The 16,676-nt window shown below is 69.2% G+C and carries 16 protein-coding genes; 11 read left to right on the top strand and 5 right to left on the bottom strand.

Translation table 11 applies throughout. The features are described 5' to 3' along the window. The first annotated feature begins 115 nt into the window (after window positions 1-115). The 6 genes from ACTJKQ_RS07685 to ACTJKQ_RS07660 all read left to right on the top strand — a co-directional run bounded on the left by ACTJKQ_RS07685 (window position 116) and on the right by ACTJKQ_RS07660 (window position 5,438). A complete protein-coding gene (locus tag ACTJKQ_RS07685; RefSeq protein WP_440596501.1) occupies window positions 116-664 on the top strand; it encodes a molybdopterin-dependent oxidoreductase in 549 nt (182 codons plus the stop codon). Continuing rightward, on the top strand, window positions 645-2,291 hold the full coding sequence (locus tag ACTJKQ_RS07680; protein ID WP_440596500.1) for a diguanylate cyclase: 1,647 nt from the start codon (window positions 645-647) through the stop codon (window positions 2,289-2,291). Before ACTJKQ_RS07685 ends, ACTJKQ_RS07680 begins: the two co-directional genes overlap by 20 nt. A gap of 23 nt (window positions 2,292-2,314) precedes the next feature. Then, the gene (locus ACTJKQ_RS07675) at window positions 2,315-2,677 is read left to right on the top strand and encodes a response regulator (protein WP_225580994.1); all 363 of its coding nucleotides are present in this window, start codon (window positions 2,315-2,317) and stop codon (window positions 2,675-2,677) included. A gap of 1 nt (window position 2,678) precedes the next feature. After that, window positions 2,679-3,293 (top strand): hypothetical protein, encoded by a 615-nt coding sequence (locus ACTJKQ_RS07670; RefSeq protein WP_056057432.1) that lies wholly within the window; start codon window positions 2,679-2,681, stop codon window positions 3,291-3,293. 161 nt (window positions 3,294-3,454) lie between these two features. Then, window positions 3,455-4,093, top strand: a complete 639-nt coding sequence (locus ACTJKQ_RS07665; RefSeq protein WP_056057330.1) for an MBL fold metallo-hydrolase — start codon at window positions 3,455-3,457, stop codon at window positions 4,091-4,093. Between the two features lie 244 nt (window positions 4,094-4,337). Further along, a complete protein-coding gene (locus ACTJKQ_RS07660) occupies window positions 4,338-5,438 on the top strand; it encodes a GGDEF domain-containing protein (protein ID WP_395457628.1) in 1,101 nt (366 codons plus the stop codon). Between the two features lie 18 nt (window positions 5,439-5,456). Here the strand turns inward: ACTJKQ_RS07660 and ACTJKQ_RS07655 are convergent, their stop codons facing one another. Next, complete coding sequence (locus tag ACTJKQ_RS07655) at window positions 5,457-6,308, bottom strand: M48 family metallopeptidase (protein WP_056742161.1); 852 nt, start codon at window positions 6,306-6,308, stop codon at window positions 5,457-5,459. 130 nt (window positions 6,309-6,438) lie between these two features. On the opposite strand from ACTJKQ_RS07655, the gene ACTJKQ_RS07650 reads away from it, so the two are divergent. The 3 genes from ACTJKQ_RS07650 to ACTJKQ_RS07640 all read left to right on the top strand — a co-directional run bounded on the left by ACTJKQ_RS07650 (window position 6,439) and on the right by ACTJKQ_RS07640 (window position 10,004). Next, window positions 6,439-7,833, top strand: a complete 1,395-nt coding sequence (locus ACTJKQ_RS07650; protein ID WP_056057321.1) for an AmpG family muropeptide MFS transporter — start codon at window positions 6,439-6,441, stop codon at window positions 7,831-7,833. A 150-nt stretch (window positions 7,834-7,983) separates the two neighbouring features. Then, on the top strand, window positions 7,984-8,706 hold the full coding sequence (locus ACTJKQ_RS07645) for a response regulator (RefSeq protein ID WP_056057318.1): 723 nt from the start codon (window positions 7,984-7,986) through the stop codon (window positions 8,704-8,706). Between the two features lie 41 nt (window positions 8,707-8,747). After that, entirely contained in the window at window positions 8,748-10,004 is a 1,257-nt protein-coding gene (locus ACTJKQ_RS07640) for a HAMP domain-containing sensor histidine kinase (protein ID WP_440596499.1), read from the top strand. A gap of 23 nt (window positions 10,005-10,027) precedes the next feature. Here ACTJKQ_RS07640 and ACTJKQ_RS07635 read toward each other — a convergent pair whose 3' ends face one another. Continuing rightward, entirely contained in the window at window positions 10,028-11,272 is a 1,245-nt protein-coding gene (locus ACTJKQ_RS07635) for a YbfB/YjiJ family MFS transporter (RefSeq protein ID WP_440596498.1), read from the bottom strand. Between the two features lie 72 nt (window positions 11,273-11,344). Here ACTJKQ_RS07635 and ACTJKQ_RS07630 point away from each other — a divergent pair, with 72 nt between their 5' ends. Next, window positions 11,345-12,229, top strand: a complete 885-nt coding sequence (locus ACTJKQ_RS07630; protein WP_440596497.1) for a LysR substrate-binding domain-containing protein — start codon at window positions 11,345-11,347, stop codon at window positions 12,227-12,229. Window positions 12,230-12,262: 33 nt separating this feature from the next. Continuing rightward, the gene (locus tag ACTJKQ_RS07625; protein ID WP_440596496.1) at window positions 12,263-13,384 is read left to right on the top strand and encodes an NAD(P)H-dependent flavin oxidoreductase; all 1,122 of its coding nucleotides are present in this window, start codon (window positions 12,263-12,265) and stop codon (window positions 13,382-13,384) included. A 208-nt stretch (window positions 13,385-13,592) separates the two neighbouring features. On the opposite strand, the gene ACTJKQ_RS07620 is transcribed toward ACTJKQ_RS07625, so the two are convergent. The 3 genes from ACTJKQ_RS07620 to ACTJKQ_RS07610 are packed head-to-tail and all read right to left on the bottom strand — an operon-like array spanning window position 13,593 to window position 16,675. After that, the gene (locus ACTJKQ_RS07620) at window positions 13,593-14,567 is read right to left on the bottom strand and encodes a glycosyltransferase (protein ID WP_440596495.1); all 975 of its coding nucleotides are present in this window, start codon (window positions 14,565-14,567) and stop codon (window positions 13,593-13,595) included. A gap of 12 nt (window positions 14,568-14,579) precedes the next feature. Further along, entirely contained in the window at window positions 14,580-15,863 is a 1,284-nt protein-coding gene (locus tag ACTJKQ_RS07615; protein ID WP_440596494.1) for an O-antigen ligase family protein, read from the bottom strand. Continuing rightward, window positions 15,860-16,675, bottom strand: a complete 816-nt coding sequence (locus ACTJKQ_RS07610; RefSeq protein ID WP_395457613.1) for a glycosyltransferase family 2 protein — start codon at window positions 16,673-16,675, stop codon at window positions 15,860-15,862. Before ACTJKQ_RS07610 ends, ACTJKQ_RS07615 begins: the two co-directional genes overlap by 4 nt. Between the last annotated feature and the right edge of the window lies 1 nt (window position 16,676).

The raw sequence follows: 16,676 nt of genomic DNA, 5'->3' as shown, positions 1-16,676 counted from the left end.
CGTTGGACGGCAGTCGGTTTTCCTGCTTTCACGGGCATAGTCAAGCCGTGCCAGCTGCCGCACCTGGAGCCATTCCAGGTCCCCGGCGCGCTGGCTGGATGTGAAAGTGTTGACGATGTTGTTCCGATTCCTGGCTGCCCTGCGGGCCCGCACAGACGCCACCCTGGTGGCCCTGCTCGGACCTTTGAGCCTGTGCCTGCCGCTGTGGGCCCACCCCGCCCCGCTGTGCCCAGCCCCCCAGGGCCGCAGCGTGCTGCAACTGCAGCCTGCCGGCGACGGCCAGGCGCAGGCCTGCGACCTGCAGGCCCTGGAGCGACTGCCAGCGCTAGACATCACCACCGCCCTGCCCCCCACGCTGGGCATGGCGGGTACACACCGCTGGACCGGTGTGCCGCTGCGCCACCTGGTGGAGCAGCTCGGGGGCGGCGAACGCAGCCGCATCGTGCTGATGGCCCTGAACGACTATGCCGTCGTGATCCCCTGGAGCGACCTGCTTCGCTACAACCCCGTGCTGGCCTACCGGCGCGACGGCCAGCGCATGGGCATCCGCGACAAGGGGCCACTGATCCTGATCTACCCGTTTGATGCCCACCCCGCTCTGCAGCAGGGCCAGGACTACGTCAACCGCACCATCTGGCAGGTCCATGCTGTCTCCATCCGCTAAACAGCAGCCCGCCGCCAGCAACACACGCACCACCCATCGGCTGCTGGCCCTGGTGGTGGCCATGGCTTTGGGCACCTCTGCGGCCCTGTGGTGGACGCTGCGCCAGGCCCAGGACCTTGCGCAGCCCCACCAGCAAAACGACCTCTGGTACATCGCCAGCGTGCACAACGAACTAGCGCGGGTGAGTCTGCTGGCGCGCCAGCTGCGGGCCCGGGAGGCCAGCGCGCAAGACCTGGTCGACCGGCTGGACGTGCTGTACAGCACCCTCGACACCAGCGGTCGCGGACCGCGCGTGAGCACCCAGCTGCGCGAGGCACTGCCGGACACCGCACAGGGCCTGGACGGGTTGCGCACTCAGGTGGAGCGCTGGTCGTCGCAGGCCAGCGGCAGCGCCAACGAGCCCGGCAGCGCCGCGGCGCGGCGCACGCAGGCGACGGCCACACCCACCCAGGCGCTGCGCGTGGCCGAAGACATCACCCGCCAGTCCGACGCGCTGCTGGAGCGCCTGCGCCAAGCAGTGGCCACCGTGCACCTGTTCAGCACCCAGCAGACAGACCAGGCGCGCCAGCAGTTGCACCAGCGCTTCATCGTGCTCAGCGTGGTGCTGAGCGCTCTGCTCGTGGGCACCACGCTGCTGATTGCCCGGCTGGTGCAGGATGCACGCGCCGCCAAAGCCGCATCGCGGCAGCTGGCGCAAACCAACCGGGAGCTGGAAGACCGCGTGGCCCGGCGCACGCGCAAGCTCGAAGAAAGCCGCGCGCTGCTGGGCTTCATCCTGGACACCAGCCCCAGCGACGTGCTGCTGGCCGAGGTCGAGAGCGGTCGCGTGCATTTCATCAACCATCGGCTGACCGAGCGCCTGGGGCTCAAAACCGCTCCTCAGACCCTGTTTCTGCCCGACCTGCTGCACGACCCCGGCACACGCCAGCGCTTCATGCAGACCCTGGACCAGTACGGGCAGGTCGATGCCATGGAGGCGCAGATCGGCACCCATGCCCCGCGCTGGAGTTCACTGTCGGCCCGCCTCATCGACGTCGAGGGCCAGCTGGCCCACCTGCTGTGGGGCTTTGACATCAGCACCCACAAGGCCCTGGAAGCCCAGCTGCGTGAACTGGCCACGCGCGATGCGCTCAGCGGCCTGCTGAACCGCCGGGCCTTCATGGAGCGCAGCACCGCCCTGTTCGACCACTGCCGCCGCCATGGACAACCTTGCACCGTGCTGATGATCGACATCGACCACTTCAAGCGCATCAACGACCGGTACGGCCACCAGATGGGCGACACCGCCATCCGCGCCTGTGCCGAGGCCATCGGCCAGGCCCTGCGCGAGGCCGACCTGCTCGGCCGCCTGGGCGGGGAGGAATTTGCCGCGCTGCTGCCCCATGCCAGCGCCGACAGCGCACGCCAGGTGGCCGAGCGCATCCGGGGCGCCATCGCACAGCTGGGCCTGGCGTCGCCTGCAGGGCACCCGGTCACGTTCACCATTTCCATCGGCATGGCTTCCAGCGAGCGCCACCACACAGGCATCGAGCCGCTGATGGCCGATGCCGACGCGGCGCTGTACCGCGCCAAGGCCGCCGGCCGCAACCGGGTGCTGACCCACGATGCGGCGCACCCCGAACTCTGACCTTAACCAACGACACAACAACCATGAGCCTGCGCCTTTTGATTGTGGATGACAGCCGCATGTCCCGCCTGATCCTGCAGGGCCTGGTGCAACAGGCCCACCCCGACTGGACCATCGTGCATGCCAGCAGCGGCGAAGAAGCCTTGCAGCTGGCGCGCGAGAACCCCGTGGACCTGGTTTCCATGGACTTCAACATGCACGGCATGAACGGCCTGGATGCCGCACTGGCGTTGCGCCAGTTGCTGCCCCGGGTGCCCATTGCCATCCTCACGGCCAATGTGCAGAACGCCGTGCAGGAGCGCATCGAGGAAGCGGGTATGGTGTTCATTGCCAAGCCCATCACCGCCCAAGCCGCCCAACAGCTCATCGCCCTCGCAGGAGCCTGACATGCCCATCCAGCTAGACGCCGAACAGATCGATGCACTGAGCGAGATCTTCAACATCGGCGTGGGCAAGGCCGCCGCCGCCATGGGCAGCCTGCTGCGCGACGAGGTGCTGCTGTCGGTGCCGCATGTCAGCGTGTTCACCGTGAGCGAGGCGGCGCAGCAACTGGGCGCCCAGGGCCACCCCATGTATGGCGTGCGCCAGCCGTTTCGCGGCGTGCTCAACGGCGATGCCCTGCTGATCTTTCCAGGCCACCGCAGTCTGGAGATCGTGCGCATCGTCGCCGGGCAGAACGTGCCCAGCGAAGACCTGAGCGCCATCGAGCAGGATGCGCTGACCGAGGTGGGCAACGTGATGCTCAACGCCTGCATCGCCGCCTTGTCCGACCTGCTGGGCCACGAGTTCGAACTGAGCCCGCCACGGTTCGACATGGGCGACAGCCGCACCATCCTGGGCACCCGCATCCAGAACCACCTGGTGGTGTTCCTGCACATCCGCTTTGAGCTGCTGAGCAGCCAGATCGAGGGCTTTGTGGTGTTCGTGCTCAACACCACGTCGCTCGAGGGCCTGCGCACCGCCGTGAACCGGCTGCTGGGCCGGCCTGTGGACGCAGACTGAGGCCCCAAGCGGCCGCCAAGGGACGGCGGGCGCTGCACAGGCCCTGTGCGAAACTCGCGGCTGTTGCCTTCCGGCCCTGCCGCCGCCGCGCCAGCCCGCTATCGCCCCCTGGGAGAAAGCAGCCCTGGCCCGATGGGCGATGGGTTTACTGCCTCCATCCCATGCTCCGCTACCTCACCGTCCCCGTCACTCCTTTCCAGCAGAACGCCTCCATCGTCTGGTGCGACGCCACCCGGCAGGCCGCCGTGATCGACCCAGGCGGAGACCTGGACACCTTGCTGGCCGCGGTGGAAGAGCACGGGCTGACGCTGTCCCAGATCTGGCTCACCCACGCGCACATTGACCACGCCGGTGGCACGGGCGAGCTGGCCCAGCGCCTGTCGCTGCCCATCGTGGGCCCCCACCCGGGCGACCAGTTCTGGATCGACGGGCTGCCGCAGCAAAGCGCCATGTTCGGCTTTCCGCCCGCGCAGCACTTCACCCCCACGCGCTGGCTGCACGACGGCGACACCGTGCAGATCGGCAACGAGACGCTGGCCGTGCGCCACTGCCCCGGCCACACGCCCGGCCATGTGGTGTTCCACGCGCCGCAGATCGACCGCGCGTTTGTGGGCGACGTGCTGTTTGCGGGCAGCATTGGCCGCACGGACTTTCCCCAGGGCAACCACCAGCAGCTCATCGACAGCATCACGCAGCGGCTGTGGCCCATGGGCAACCAGACGGTGTTCATTCCTGGCCACGGGCCCGAGAGCACCTTCGGGCGCGAGCGGCAAAGCAATCCCTACGTGGGCGGGACCTGAGCACAGACCATCAATGCTCTCTTATTCATAGCACGCCAGGCATATTCCACTATCGCATCCAGCTGATTGGGCTTGAAATGGGTTGCCGGAGGCCGTCACAGGCCCTGGTTGCGTGCTCCGCGCCGCCGGGTGCCCAGCGGCGATCAGACCCCGGGATACCAGCCAGTTCGCCGCACCCCCGACACCGCCGGGGGCTACGATGGAGCGGTTTGCCACCTCTGCAGGCCGCCCGTGCCCCCGTGCCATGACCCCATCCAACGCGCCGCGCCCCCCGCTTGAACCCCAGCGCGGCTCCAGCCTCGCGGGCAAGGCCTACTGGGCCATGGTGCAGCGGGTCGCGCTGACGGCCGCTGCCATCGACGCGGGCTACATCCTGCTGTTTCTGTGGCTGGGCTCGATGCCGCTGGCGGCCGTGAATGTGCTGAGCATCGCCATGTACCTGGGCGCCTACCGGCTCATCCAGAAGCGCTACAACACCGCTGCACTGGCCCTGATCTGGCTGGAGGTGATCGGGCACTCGGCCCTGGGCTCGCTGCTCATCGGCTGGGAGAGCGGCTTTCACTACTACCTGCTGATGTTCATCCCCGCCATCGTGATCGCCAACACGCGCGGCTATGCCGCGCCCATGGTGCTGGCCCTGCTGGCCTACTACCTGGGCCTGCACATGCTGAGCGACGCCGTGGGGCCGCTGGACCCGCTGCCCGCGCACAGCGTGAAGATCGTGAACTGGGTGCACATCTGCGTGGTGTTTGCCATGTCGGCAGCGCTGTCGGCGTTCTACCGCCGCACCATACTCATTGCCGAGGCACGCCTGCGCAAGCAGGCCACGCGCGACCCGCTGACCGGCCTGGCCAACCGCAGCCACTTTGACGCGCAGGCCACCGAGGCGCTGGAGCGCAGCCGGCGCAGCGGTGTGCCGGTGACGCTGCTGCTGTGCGATGTGGACCACTTCAAGCGCGTGAACGACCAGTACGGCCACGCCGTGGGCGACCAGGTGCTGGTGGCCATGGGCCAGGTGCTGGCCGACAACCTGCGCGAGGGCGATGTGCTGGCGCGCTGGGGTGGCGAAGAGTTTCTGGCACTGATGCCCGCCAGCCCGCTGGACGCCGCCAGCGCCACGGCCGAGCGCATCCGTGCCGCTGTGGCCCGGGCACCGCTGCCCGTCGGCCCCGAGCCGTTGGCCCTGACGCTGTCGTTTGGCGTGGCCCTGGTGCACGGGCCCGACGACCTGCAGGCCGCCATTGCCCGCGCAGACCAGGCGCTGTATGCCGCCAAACACGCGGGGCGCAACCGGGTGCAGCTGGCGGGTGAAGACGCCACCGATGCAGTGGCGGCTAGCGCTTAAATACGCTGGCTCGGCGGTTCAACCGTTGCGGCGCGCGGCCTCGTACAGGCCTTGCACCTTGGGCACGTTCTGCTCCAGCTCGCGAATGCGCGCGGGGCCCGATGGGTGGGTGGACAAAAACGCCAGCCCGCCTTGTTTGCTGCCGCTGGCATTGCCCATCTTCTGCCACAGGCTCACGGCGGCCGACGGCTGGTAGCCCGCGCGCGCGGCCAGCTCCAGCCCCACCAGGTCGGCTTCGCTTTCGTCCGAGCGGCTGAACTGCAGCGTGAGCAACTGCCCGCCCAGACCGGCGGCCGCCTGCCCCAGGTCGCCCAGCCCCAGCAGCTGCGAGCCCAGTCGCAGCGCCAGGTTGGTGCCCTGCGTCTTGGCGATGCGCTCGCGTGCGTGCTCACGCAGCGCATGGGCCATCTCGTGGCCCATGATCATCGCGGCCTCGTCGTCGGTGAGCTTGAGCTGGTCGAGGATGCCGGTGTAGAACGCAATCTTGCCGCCGGGCATGCAAAACGCATTGATCTGCGAGCTGCCGATCAGGTTGACCTCCCACCGCCACTGGCGGGCGCGGTCGTTCCAGGGCGTGGCGTACGGGATCAGCCGCTTGGCGATGGCGTGCAGGCGCTGCAGCTGGGGGTGGTTGTCGGGCGCCAGCGCGCGCTTGGCGCGGGCCTGCTCCAGCATCTGGCGGTACTGCTGGGCGGCAGACTGCTCCAGCGTCTCGGCGGGCACGAGCTTGCGCAGGCTGGATGCCGAACCCACGTCCACCTGCGCCAGCACCGGCGTGGCCGCAGCGGCGCCCGCAGCCAGCAGGAACGCGCGGCGTGCGGACCAGGGGGACGACGGCGCGACGGAAGGAGCGGGGCAGAAAAGACACATACAAGGCAATCCCAGAAGGAATAATGAGCAGCGCTGGCACACAACACACCAGAGCCTGCCGCGCAGATGGAGGCTGACAGGATGGCTACAAGGGTGCGTCGGCGATGATAGACAAAACCCCCGCCCGCCCATGTCAGACACCTCCACATCTTCCACCCCCAGCCTCGCTCCCGCTACCGCCCCGGACAAGCCCCCGCGCACCCCCTGGCTGCAAACCCTGCGCGTGTACCTGGAGCCCGCCAGCCTGCGCATGCTGACGCTGGGTTTTTCGGCCGGGCTGCCGCTGCTGCTGGTGCTGGGCACGCTGAGCTTTCGCCTGCGCGAGGCGGGCATCGACCGCAGCACCATCGGCTACCTGAGCTGGGTGGGCCTGGCCTACGGCTTCAAGTGGGTGTGGGCGCCGCTGGTGGACCGCATGCCCATCCCGGTGCTCACGCGGCTGCTCGGGCGGCGGCGCAGCTGGCTGCTGCTGGCACAGCTGGTGGTGGTGGCGGGACTCATCGGCATGGCGCTGGCCGACCCGCGCCTCACACTGGGCCCCATCGTGTGGTGCGCGCTGGCCGTGGCGTTTGGCTCGGCCACGCAGGACATTGCGCTCGATGCCTTCCGCATCGAATCGGCCGACGCCAACCACCAGGCCGCGCTGGCGGCGTCGTACCAGACGGGTTACCGCCTCGCGATGATCTGGGCCGGAGCCGGTGTGCTGTGGATTGCCGCGCGCTCCGAGGTCGCGCCCGCGGCCGGCCAGGCCGTGGCCCTGGGTGCCGCGGCGTACCAGAACGGCGCCTGGCAGGCGGCCTATCTGGCCATGGCGGCGTCGATGGCCGTGGGCGTGGTCACCGTGTTGTTTTCGCGTGAGCCCGCGCCCGTGGCGCTGCCCCCCGCCAAGAACGCTGCCGAGTGGATCCAGGGCGCACTGGTGGCCCCGTTTGCCGACTTCCTGCGCCGCTACGGCTGGCATGCGGCGCTCATCCTGGCGCTGATTGCCGTGTACCGCATCAGCGATGTGGTGATGGGCATCATGGCCAACCCGTTCTACGTGGACATGGGCTACACCAAGGACGAAGTGGCCGCCGTGACCAAGATCTACGGTGTGATCATGACGCTCGCTGGCGCCTTCGTGGGCGGCGTGTTGTCCATGCGCTTTGGCGTGATGCGCATCCTGATGCTGGGCGCCATCCTGAGCGCCGCCAGCAACCTGCTGTTTGCCTGGCTGGCGGGCCACGGGCACGACGTGACGGCGCTGATTGCCGTGGTGTCTGCCGACAACCTGGCCAGCGGCATTGCATCGGCCGCGTTCATCGCCTACCTGTCGAGTCTGACCAACGTGAGCTACTCGGCCACGCAGTACGCGCTGTTCAGCTCGATGATGCTGCTGCTGCCGAAGTTCGTGGCGGGCTTCTCGGGCGACTATGTGGATGCGTTTGGCTACGCCCAGTTCTTCACCTCCACGGCGCTGCTGGGGCTGCCGGTGCTGGTGCTGGTGTGGCTGGCATCGCGCATCCAGAAGGTCGGTGGCGCCTGATTCATATGTCCAGACAGCTACCAAATCAATAGCAATTTCTGAAGCCTCTCGCCACCCGGTTTACCGGAACTTTACGGGGGCTTCAACACGGGGAGACGGCTGGGCCGGACCATGAAGACAGTTTCAAAGCCTCGCTACTACACTGCTCCCATGAGCTCCCAACTGCTGATGATCGAAGACGACGCCCGCCTCGCGCAGATGGTGGGCGAGTATCTGGGCCAGTCGGGCCTGCAGGTCACGCACCGTGCCGATGGCAAGAGTGGCCTGGCGCAGCTGCAGGGCCCTGATGCCGGGCCGCTGCCCGACCTGGTGATCCTGGACCTGATGTTGCCCGACATGGATGGACTGGAAGTGTGCCGCCGCATTCGCTCGCTGCAGGGCAACGCGGCGCAGGTGCCGGTGCTCATGCTCACCGCCAAGGGCGACCCCATGGACCGCATCATCGGGCTGGAGCTGGGTGCTGACGATTACCTGCCCAAGCCCTTTGAGCCCCGCGAGCTGCTGGCCCGCATCCGCGCCATCCTGCGCCGGCGCACGGATGGTGGCGGCGCGGCAGCTGCCACCCAGGTGCTGCGCTTTGGCACGCTGGAGATCGACCGCGACGCGCGCACCGTGACCGTGGCGGGGCAGCTGGCGGACCTCACCTCCTACCAGTTCGACCTGCTGGTGGCATTGGCCGAGCGCGCGGGCCGGGTGCTCACGCGCGACCAGATCATGGAGGCCGTGCGCGGTCGCGAGCTGGAGGCGTTTGACCGCTCCATCGACGTGCACATGGGCCGCATCCGCGCGGCCATCGAGGCCGACGCCAAGAACCCGCGCCGCATCCTCACGGTGCGCGGTGTCGGTTATGTGTTTGCCAAGCAGCAAGATTGACCGCTGACGCAGGCCCCGCTGCCTGCACTGTCGCCCCACGCATGTCCCTGTCCAACCCTTTTTCCCGCCGCCTTTATCTGCGCATCTGGCTCGCCGTGGTCGGCGGCATGGCAGTGCTGACGCTCACCGTGGGATGGGCCTGGCGCATTGCCGAGGAACAAAAGGCCCAGACCAACCAGCCGTTTGTGCCGCCTTCGCGCGAGATGGCGGTGCGCGACCCGTCGGGCAACCTGGTGCTGCGCGGCATGGCCACGCGCCAGCCGTCCGAGCCGGGCGAGGTGGTGGAATTCCACATCGAGGCAGAAAACGGCCAGATCTTCACCCTGCAGATGGCGCCCCGCCAGCCCCGCATGGGCCGCAACGGCGGCCGGCCCGGGGGGCCCGGCCAGGACGAGGCGGCTTTCTGGACCCGTCCGCCCTTCGGCTTCTTGTGGCTGCTGGGCATCGTGGGTCTGGCGGTAGCGGTGGGCGTGTACCCCATCATCCGCCGCCTCACGCAGCGGCTTGAGGCCTTGCAGCGCAGCGTGAAGAAGTTTGGCGAAGGCGACCTGTCGGTGCGGGTGCCCGAGCAGGGCCAGGACGAGGTGGCCGACCTGGCGCGCCAGTTCAACGCAGCGGCAGAGCGTGTGGAAACCCTGGTCAAGTCGCACAAGTCGCTGCTGGCCAATGCCTCGCACGAGCTGCGCTCGCCCCTGACCCGTATCCGCATGGGGCTGGAGCTGATGGGTGGCCAGCAGCCTTCCCCCGCCTTCCGCGAAGAAATCCTGCGCAACATCGCCGAGCTGGACCAGCTGGTGGACGAGATCCTCCTGGCCAGCCGGCTCGACGCGCGCGAGGCCGACGTGGGCACCGTGGAACTGGTGGACCTGATTGGCCTGGCCGCCGAAGAGTGCGCGCGCGTGGACGCCGACCTGGACGTGAGCGCGAGCCCCGATTCGCTGGAGGTGCGCGGCGTGGCCAAGCTGCTGCGCCGGGCGATCCGCAACCTGCTGGAAAACGCACGCCGCTACAGCACCGGCGAGATCACCGTGGTGGTGCACCGCCGCCAGGGCCGCGCCGAGGTGCATGTGTGTGACCACGGCCCGGGCGTGCCGCCCGGCCAGCGCGAGCGCATCTTCGAGCCCTTCTACCGACTGCCGGGCGCCAGCGAGCGCGCGGGCGGCGTGGGCCTGGGGCTGGCGCTGGTGCGGTCGATTGCCGGCCGCCACAACGGCACCGTGCACTGCCAGGACCGTGCTGACGGCGACAGCGGCGCGTGTTTTGTGCTGGCGCTGCCGCTGGCACCATCCACGCACTGATCTGCGCCTGCATTCGCGTGTGCTCAGCGCGCTGCCGGGCGGGGCGCCAGGGGCCAGCGCCAGGCCATGGCTGCATACAGCACCGCCCCCACACCGAGCGCTGCGGCGGCCACAGCCAGCCCGTAGACAAAGCCCTGCCCCTGCGTGGCCGCGTGGTGCAGCATCCACGCCACCATGGGCGGGCCCACGATCTGACCGATGCCGTAGGCGGCCGTGAGCAGCCCCGGAAAACTGTCGCCCGCCGCAGGCCACACGCGCCGCGCCTCCTGCAGGGCATAAAAGGTGATGGCAGTGAACGGCAAGCCCAGCAGCAGGCTGCCCAGTGCAAACCCCGCAGGCCCCGGCCACACCAGGCTGAGCGCGATGGCCCCGGCCTGCACCACGTAGGCTGCCATCAGCAGCCAGCGCCGGTCCCACGCGGCCGGGGTGCGGGTGGACAACGCCGCGCCCAGCGCCACGCCAGCACCAAACAGCGGCCAGAACAGGTCAGGCCAAGGCGACCCCGCAGGCAAGGCAGCGCGCGCAATCACGGGCAAAAAGGTGGCCGTGACGATGTAGCCCAGCCCTGCGAGCCCATAGGCCAGCGTGAGCCCCGTGCGCGCCCAGACTCCGTGGCCGGGGGTGGAGCCGTCCACCACCGGGCCGGAGGCTGCGGCCGACCCGGGCATCGCCACACCCCGCAGCACGGGCCAGATGGCAGCGCACAACCCCACACTCAGCAGCCCGAACACCGCCCAGCCCGCTGCGGCGGGCCACTGCAGCGCCACCATGGCACTGGCCGACAGGCCGGTGAGCACGATGCCCAGCCCCGGGCCACAAAAGATCAACCCGCTCAGCGCGGGCTGGCCCAGCGCCACCAGCCGCAGCATGCACCACACCGAGACGTTCAAGAACACCAGCGCACTGGCAACCCCGGCCGCAAACCGCAGCGCGGGCCAGGAGCCCGGCAGCGGCAGCGCCATGCCCAAGGTGAGCAGCACCGTGGCCGCGAGCCCCCAGCGCGCCAGCCGCGCCGCATGCCACCGCTGCCGCGCACGGGGCGCCACCCAGGGCAGCGCCATGCAGGCCAGCGCCCCGATCAGGTACCCGAGGTAGTTGGCTGTGGCCAGCCAGCTGCCGCCGGCCAGCGTGACCACGCCGTCGTGCAGCATCATGGGCAGCAGCGGGGTGAAAGCAAACCGGCCCACGCCCATCGCCACCGCCAGTGCGGCCATGCCCGCCAGTGCTACAGCCAGGGGACGGTCTTGGGGGGCGGTGCGCGGTTCCATGCAGGCGGTTTCCAGTCTATGATTCTGTTTTGAGATTTATTTTCTATTAATCATCTCATAACAAGAATATTTATGGATCTGGCAGCGCTCGAAATATTCCGCGCCGTCGCGCAGGAAGGCAGCGTGACCCGCGCGGCCGAACGGCTGGGCCGCGTGCAGTCCAACGTGACCACGCGCGTGCAACAGCTGGAAGAGCAGCTGGGCGCCACGCTGTTCCTGCGCGAGGGCAAACGCATGGTGCTGACGCCTGCCGGGGAGGCGCTGCGCGGCTATGCCGACCGCCTGCTGGCGCTGGCCGAAGAGGCCCGCCAGTCGGTGCACCCCGGCCAGCCCGGCGGCCGGTTGCGCCTGGGCGCCATGGAAAGCACGGCCGCCGCACGCCTGCCGCAGCCGCTGGCCCGGCTGCATGCACAGTGGCCGGATCTGGTGCTGGAACTGTCCACCGCCCCCTCGCGCCAGCTGGTGGAGCAGGTGCTGGCCCACACCATCGACAGCGCACTGGTGGCCTGGCCGCCGCCGGGCATCGACGCCGAGGCGCCGGTGGAGCGCACCGCCGTGTTTGCCGAGGCCCTGCTGCTGGCCCTGCCCGCCGACCACCCGCCCGTGCACACGCCCCAGGACCTGCAGCTGGACACCTTGGCCGCCTTCAGCCCCGGCTGCACCTACCGCCGCATGGGCGAGGCCTTCATGCAGCAAAAGGACGGCAGCCCGCCGCGCGTGCTGGAGCTGGCCTCGTACCACGCCATCCTGGCCTGTGTGGCCACCGGTCGCTGCGCGGGCGTGGTGCCCCAGGCCGTGATCGACCTGATGCGCGAGCCGCCTGCGCTGCGCCTGGTGCCCCTGGCCACCTGCGACACGGTGCTGGTGCACCGGCGCGGCTACCAGTCGCCTGCGCTGGACGCGCTGCGGACCGCACTGACCTCCGGCGAAGCACACCGCCCCGCCACATCGACCTGACCCCCTCCCCCACAGATCGCACAAGGAGCCCCCATGCCCGCCGCCTTCACCACCCACCTGGGCCTTGCGCTGCCCATCATCCAGGGCCCGATGACCGGGTCGGACACGCCCGCGCTGGCCGCCGCCGTGTCCAAGGCCGGCGGCCTGGGCATGCTGGGCTGCGGCATGCGCTCGCCCGCCGCCATGGCCGAGGCGGCCGCTGAGGTGCGCCGCCGCACCGACCGGCCCTTTGGCATGAACCTGTTTGTGCAGGCCACCCCAACGCCGGACGACGCCACGGTGCAAGCCGCACTGCAGCGCCTGGCGCCGTTCTACGCGGAGTTCGGCCTGGTGCCCGAGCGGCCCGCACAGTGGTGTGAGGACTTCGCGGCCCAGCTCGACGCCCTGGTGGCTGCACGGCCGGCCGTGGCCAGTTTTACCTTCGGCATCCTCACGGCGGCGCAGGTGGCCAGGCTACAGGCCGTAGGCAGCTACGTGATCGGCACCGCCACCACGCTGGCCGAGGCGCAGGCCTGGGCCAGCGTGGGCGCGGATGCTGTCTGCGCCTCCGGCATGGAAGCCGGGGGGCACCGGGGCACGTTCCTCACGCCCACACAGCCCGGCGCCACCGGAGCGGCGCCGTCGCTGGCCGACTTTGCGGCCAGCATGGTGGGTACGCTGCCGCTGGTGGCGCAGTGTGTGCAGGCCCTGTCCATCCCGGTGATCGCTGCGGGGGGCATCATGGACGGGCGCGGCATTGCGGGTGCGCTGGCGCTGGGCGCCCAGGCGGTGCAGATGGGCACGGCCTTCCTGACCTGCCCCGAGTCGGCCATTGGCCCGGCGTACCGCGAGGCCCTGGCACACGCCCAGGCCACCGACACGCGCACCACCCGCATCTTCTCGGGCCGGCCGGCACGCGGCATCGTCAACCGCATGATGCAAGCCCTGCAGGCCGACGAGGCCACCGTGCCGCCCTACCCCGTGCAGAACGCGCTGACCGGTGCACTGCGCCGCGCGGCCGCCCAAGCGGGCCAGGCGGACTGCCTGTCGCTGTGGGCAGGCCAGGGTGTGGCCCAGGTGCGGCCCATGCCAGCGGCGCAGCTGGTGGCGTTGTTGGCCCAGGAGTGGCAGCAGGCCACCGCGCCGGGTGGAAACTCCACTGTCGGCCACCAATAACTATTATTTCTATAGCGCCAGAGGCATATTGAACAAGCGCTTGCGGCCAAAAACGCCCCAAAACCCGCGCAGCAGCCTCCCCGATATGAGCAGGACGCCAAAAACCGGCGCGCTGTCAAACCCGTGCCACCGTGGAGCTGGCTTTGCCAGGCCACGGGTGGCGTCCCCCGTTGGGGAGAAGGCGCCGAAGGCGACTCAGGGGGGCGTCTCAGCCTCTCCAGGGCAGTTCGCGCGCAGGGCCCTGGATCACGGGAGGCTGGGCATTGAGGGTTTCGCCCGCCAGCACCCGCTCGTACATGCGCAGGTAGTTGCGCGCCATGCGCTCGGCGCCAAAGTGCTCCACCACATGCTGGTGGCAGGCGCGCGGGTCAAAGCGGTTGCCCCGCACAGCCTCGGCCAGCACCGAGGCCTGGTCGGACAGCACACCGCAGTGCACGGGCACCAGCTCGGGCAAGGCGCCGTAGGGGGTGGAGAACACGGGGCAGCCAAAGTACAGGCTCTCGATCACGGCCAACCCGAACGGCTCGTGCCAGCGCACCGGAAAGATCAGCCCGCGCGAGGCGTTGAGCAGGCCCGTCTTCTGCGTGCCGCCCACCATGCCGTGAAAGTGGATCTTGCGCGACAGGGTCCAGCGAAAGCCGCGCTTGAAGTTGATGCGGTTGCCGCCCAGCACGTCCAGCTCCACCCCGGCCATCTTGGCCACCTTGATGGCGCCGCGCACGTTCTTCACGCCCCAGGCCGCCTTGCCCAGGAAGTGGTAGTGCGAGCGCGGGCGGTCAAAGTCCACCGGGCCATAACCCGCCCAGTCCAGCCCGTTGTAGACGAATTCGCTGGAGCCGTAGCGCGCCGCATGGTCGCGCGACAGGAACACCGTGTTGCGGGGCAGCGGCTTGGGCTTGCGGGCGTTGCCGTGTTCGGTCACCAGGTAGGGCTTGGACAGCTCGGAGCGTGGGTTGAACTGGAAATGCGTGATGTCCACGTCGGCTGGGATCTGCCCCTCCCAGGGCTCTTCGGGCCGGATGGGCAGCACCTGGCCGAAGTCGCAGGTCGAGCCCTCGGGCACCAGGTAGCTCACGCGGTGGCCCTGCTGCACCAGCGTCTTGCCCAGGTCCCAGATCACGCGCTCGGTGCCGCCGTAGCCATACACAGGGATGGGGGAGTTGTTGACCAGCAGGATGTGCATGGCAGAGGTCCTTCAGGAAAGAGCGGCGGCCTGCCCGGGTGCCTGCAGCCGCTGGCGCTCGCGGCCTTGCAGGATGGCCAGCACCAGCATGCCCATGAACAGGTAGAACATGGTGCCGCTGTTGTGCCCCAAAAACACCTGGGTGGTGCCAAAGCCCATGTAGGACACGGGCAGCAGCACCCCGATCATGCGCAGGCACAGGCCCTCGGTATCCAGCACGCCCGCACTCCCCGGGAACACGCGCCGCCGCGTGGGCCAGAACAGCACCAGGAGCACACCATAGAAAAACAGCAAGACCACCACGCCGGGGATGCCGCGCTTGGCAAAGATGTCCAGCACCTCGTTGTGGGCGTGGCTGAACTGCAAAACAATCGGGTGGGCCTCGCCGGCAGCCACCCGCCGCTGCTTCTCGGCCTCGTAGCCGTAGCGGCCCCAGCCGGTCCAGGGGCGGTCCAGACCCATGCGCCAGGCCAGGCCCCAGTGCGCCAGGCGCTGGCCCACCGAGCTGGCCGCGTCGCCCCGCGACTCGTACTGCGTGATCTCCTGCCGCGCCTCATCCACGCGCAGGCGCACCTCGTTGGCCTTGAAGGCCATCAGCCCGGCCGCACCCGCCACGACCAACACGCCGCCCACTATGGCCAGCTTGCGCTGGCCACAGCGGGCCTGCAGCCAGGCGCACAGCAGCAACGCCAGCGGCAGCACCACCCAGCCCCCGCGCGACTCGGATAGCAGCGATCCCTCCAGGCCCAGCAGAATGCCCACCGCCCAGCCCGCACGCTGCCAGGGCTTCCAGCGGTCCCACAGCACCAGCAGCGCGACCGAACACATCAGCCCCAGCAACAGGCTGAGCCCGCCGTACTGGATGGCGTTGGTAAAACCATTGGCGCGCGGCAGGTGCAGCACCATGGCCTGGTACAAACCGATCAGCCCCGCGCCAAAGGCGCCGACGGCGATACCGGCCCAGAGCCAGCGCACCCGCGGGGGATAGGCCAGCACATACAGCAGGCACGGCAGCGCCAGCAGGTACTTGGCAGGCCGGTCCAGGTTGGACCAACTGCCCTGGGCCGGGTCAAAGTCGAGGGCCCAGACCGTGCCCATCGCCACGATGGAGGCCAAAAGCAGCCAGGCATCGCGCCCCGGCCGGCGCCGCAGCCACACCCCGGCGGTGGCCAGGCTGCACAACAGCAGCACCACCGCCCCCCAGGAATAGCCCGAGCGCACCCACAGCGCCATACCCGGCACCATGAAGGCCGCCGCGCCCGACAGGCGCACAAAAAATTCGTCAGCTTTGGTCACCGGCGCACGCTCTCGCTCAGTTGCTGGTGGTCGTACTCCAGGGCGGCGTACCGGAAGAACGCCTCCAGTGCCACAAACAGACAATACAGAAAACCCGCCCCGCCACACAAAAAACCCAGCCGAAACACATACAGGCGCAGGAACATGCTGGTGCCCGAGGCCAGGCCCCGCACCACGCCGCCCTTCTTGCCTGCCGCCGCCCGCTTGGCGGCACCGAGCATCGCGTACTGGGTGAGCTTTTCCAGGCTGCCGCGCACCGTGGTGCGCGAGTAGTGCAGCAGCCGCGCTTCGATCAGGCGGCGCGGCACGGCGCCACCGCCCGGTAGCGGCAACAGTTCGGCCTGCTCGTGCACCACACCCGTGAACTCGCGGACCATGGCGCGCACGAACAGGCGCTCGATCTGCGATTGCGAGCGAAAGTACCTGAGTTCGTGCCCGTAGGCCACCATGCGCCAGCGGATGCTCCACACGGCCTGCGCGCCAGAGCGCACGATGGCCTGCAGCTCCTGGGCGAACGCAGGTGTCATCACCTCGTCGGCGTCCAGAAAGAAGATGTAGTCGCCCCGCGCATGGGCCAGCAGCCGGTTGCGCTGCACGGCAAAGCCTTTCCAGTCGGGATAGTTGTGGACTTCGGCGCCCAGGCGCTGGGCGATGGCCACGGTGTCATCGGTGCTACCGCTGTCCACCACCAGCAACTGGTCGGCAAACGCAGCGCTTTGCAGGCAGGCTTCGATGCGGTGCGCCTCGTTGAGGGTCAGCACCGCCACGGTCAACGTGGGCGGCGGCGTAGCGCCGCCGACTGCAACCGGCATC

The organism is Acidovorax sp. 22279, from assembly GCF_052045435.1.
Lineage (GTDB): Bacteria > Pseudomonadota > Gammaproteobacteria > Burkholderiales > Burkholderiaceae_C > Acidovorax > Acidovorax delafieldii.
This window is presented reverse-complemented; position numbering and strand designations above follow the sequence as displayed.

Excerpts from the sequence above, each read along its gene's own strand:
- ACTJKQ_RS07685 (WP_440596501.1), top strand. The coding sequence starts at position 116 with ATGTTGTTCCGATTCCTGGCTGCCCTGCGGGCCCGCACAGACGCCACC.
- ACTJKQ_RS07680 (WP_440596500.1), top strand. The coding sequence starts at position 645 with ATGCTGTCTCCATCCGCTAAACAGCAGCCCGCCGCCAGCAACACACGC.
- ACTJKQ_RS07675 (WP_225580994.1), top strand. The coding sequence starts at position 2,315 with ATGAGCCTGCGCCTTTTGATTGTGGATGACAGCCGCATGTCCCGCCTG.
- ACTJKQ_RS07670 (WP_056057432.1), top strand. The coding sequence starts at position 2,679 with ATGCCCATCCAGCTAGACGCCGAACAGATCGATGCACTGAGCGAGATC.
- ACTJKQ_RS07665 (WP_056057330.1), top strand. The coding sequence starts at position 3,455 with ATGCTCCGCTACCTCACCGTCCCCGTCACTCCTTTCCAGCAGAACGCC.
- ACTJKQ_RS07660 (WP_395457628.1), top strand. The coding sequence starts at position 4,338 with ATGACCCCATCCAACGCGCCGCGCCCCCCGCTTGAACCCCAGCGCGGC.
- ACTJKQ_RS07655 (WP_056742161.1), bottom strand. The coding sequence starts at position 6,308 with ATGTGTCTTTTCTGCCCCGCTCCTTCCGTCGCGCCGTCGTCCCCCTGG.
- ACTJKQ_RS07650 (WP_056057321.1), top strand. The coding sequence starts at position 6,439 with ATGTCAGACACCTCCACATCTTCCACCCCCAGCCTCGCTCCCGCTACC.
- ACTJKQ_RS07645 (WP_056057318.1), top strand. The coding sequence starts at position 7,984 with ATGAGCTCCCAACTGCTGATGATCGAAGACGACGCCCGCCTCGCGCAG.
- ACTJKQ_RS07640 (WP_440596499.1), top strand. The coding sequence starts at position 8,748 with ATGTCCCTGTCCAACCCTTTTTCCCGCCGCCTTTATCTGCGCATCTGG.
- ACTJKQ_RS07635 (WP_440596498.1), bottom strand. The coding sequence starts at position 11,272 with ATGGAACCGCGCACCGCCCCCCAAGACCGTCCCCTGGCTGTAGCACTG.
- ACTJKQ_RS07630 (WP_440596497.1), top strand. The coding sequence starts at position 11,345 with ATGGATCTGGCAGCGCTCGAAATATTCCGCGCCGTCGCGCAGGAAGGC.
- ACTJKQ_RS07625 (WP_440596496.1), top strand. The coding sequence starts at position 12,263 with ATGCCCGCCGCCTTCACCACCCACCTGGGCCTTGCGCTGCCCATCATC.
- ACTJKQ_RS07620 (WP_440596495.1), bottom strand. The coding sequence starts at position 14,567 with ATGCACATCCTGCTGGTCAACAACTCCCCCATCCCTGTGTATGGCTAC.
- ACTJKQ_RS07610 (WP_395457613.1), bottom strand. The coding sequence starts at position 16,675 with ATGCCGGTTGCAGTCGGCGGCGCTACGCCGCCGCCCACGTTGACCGTG.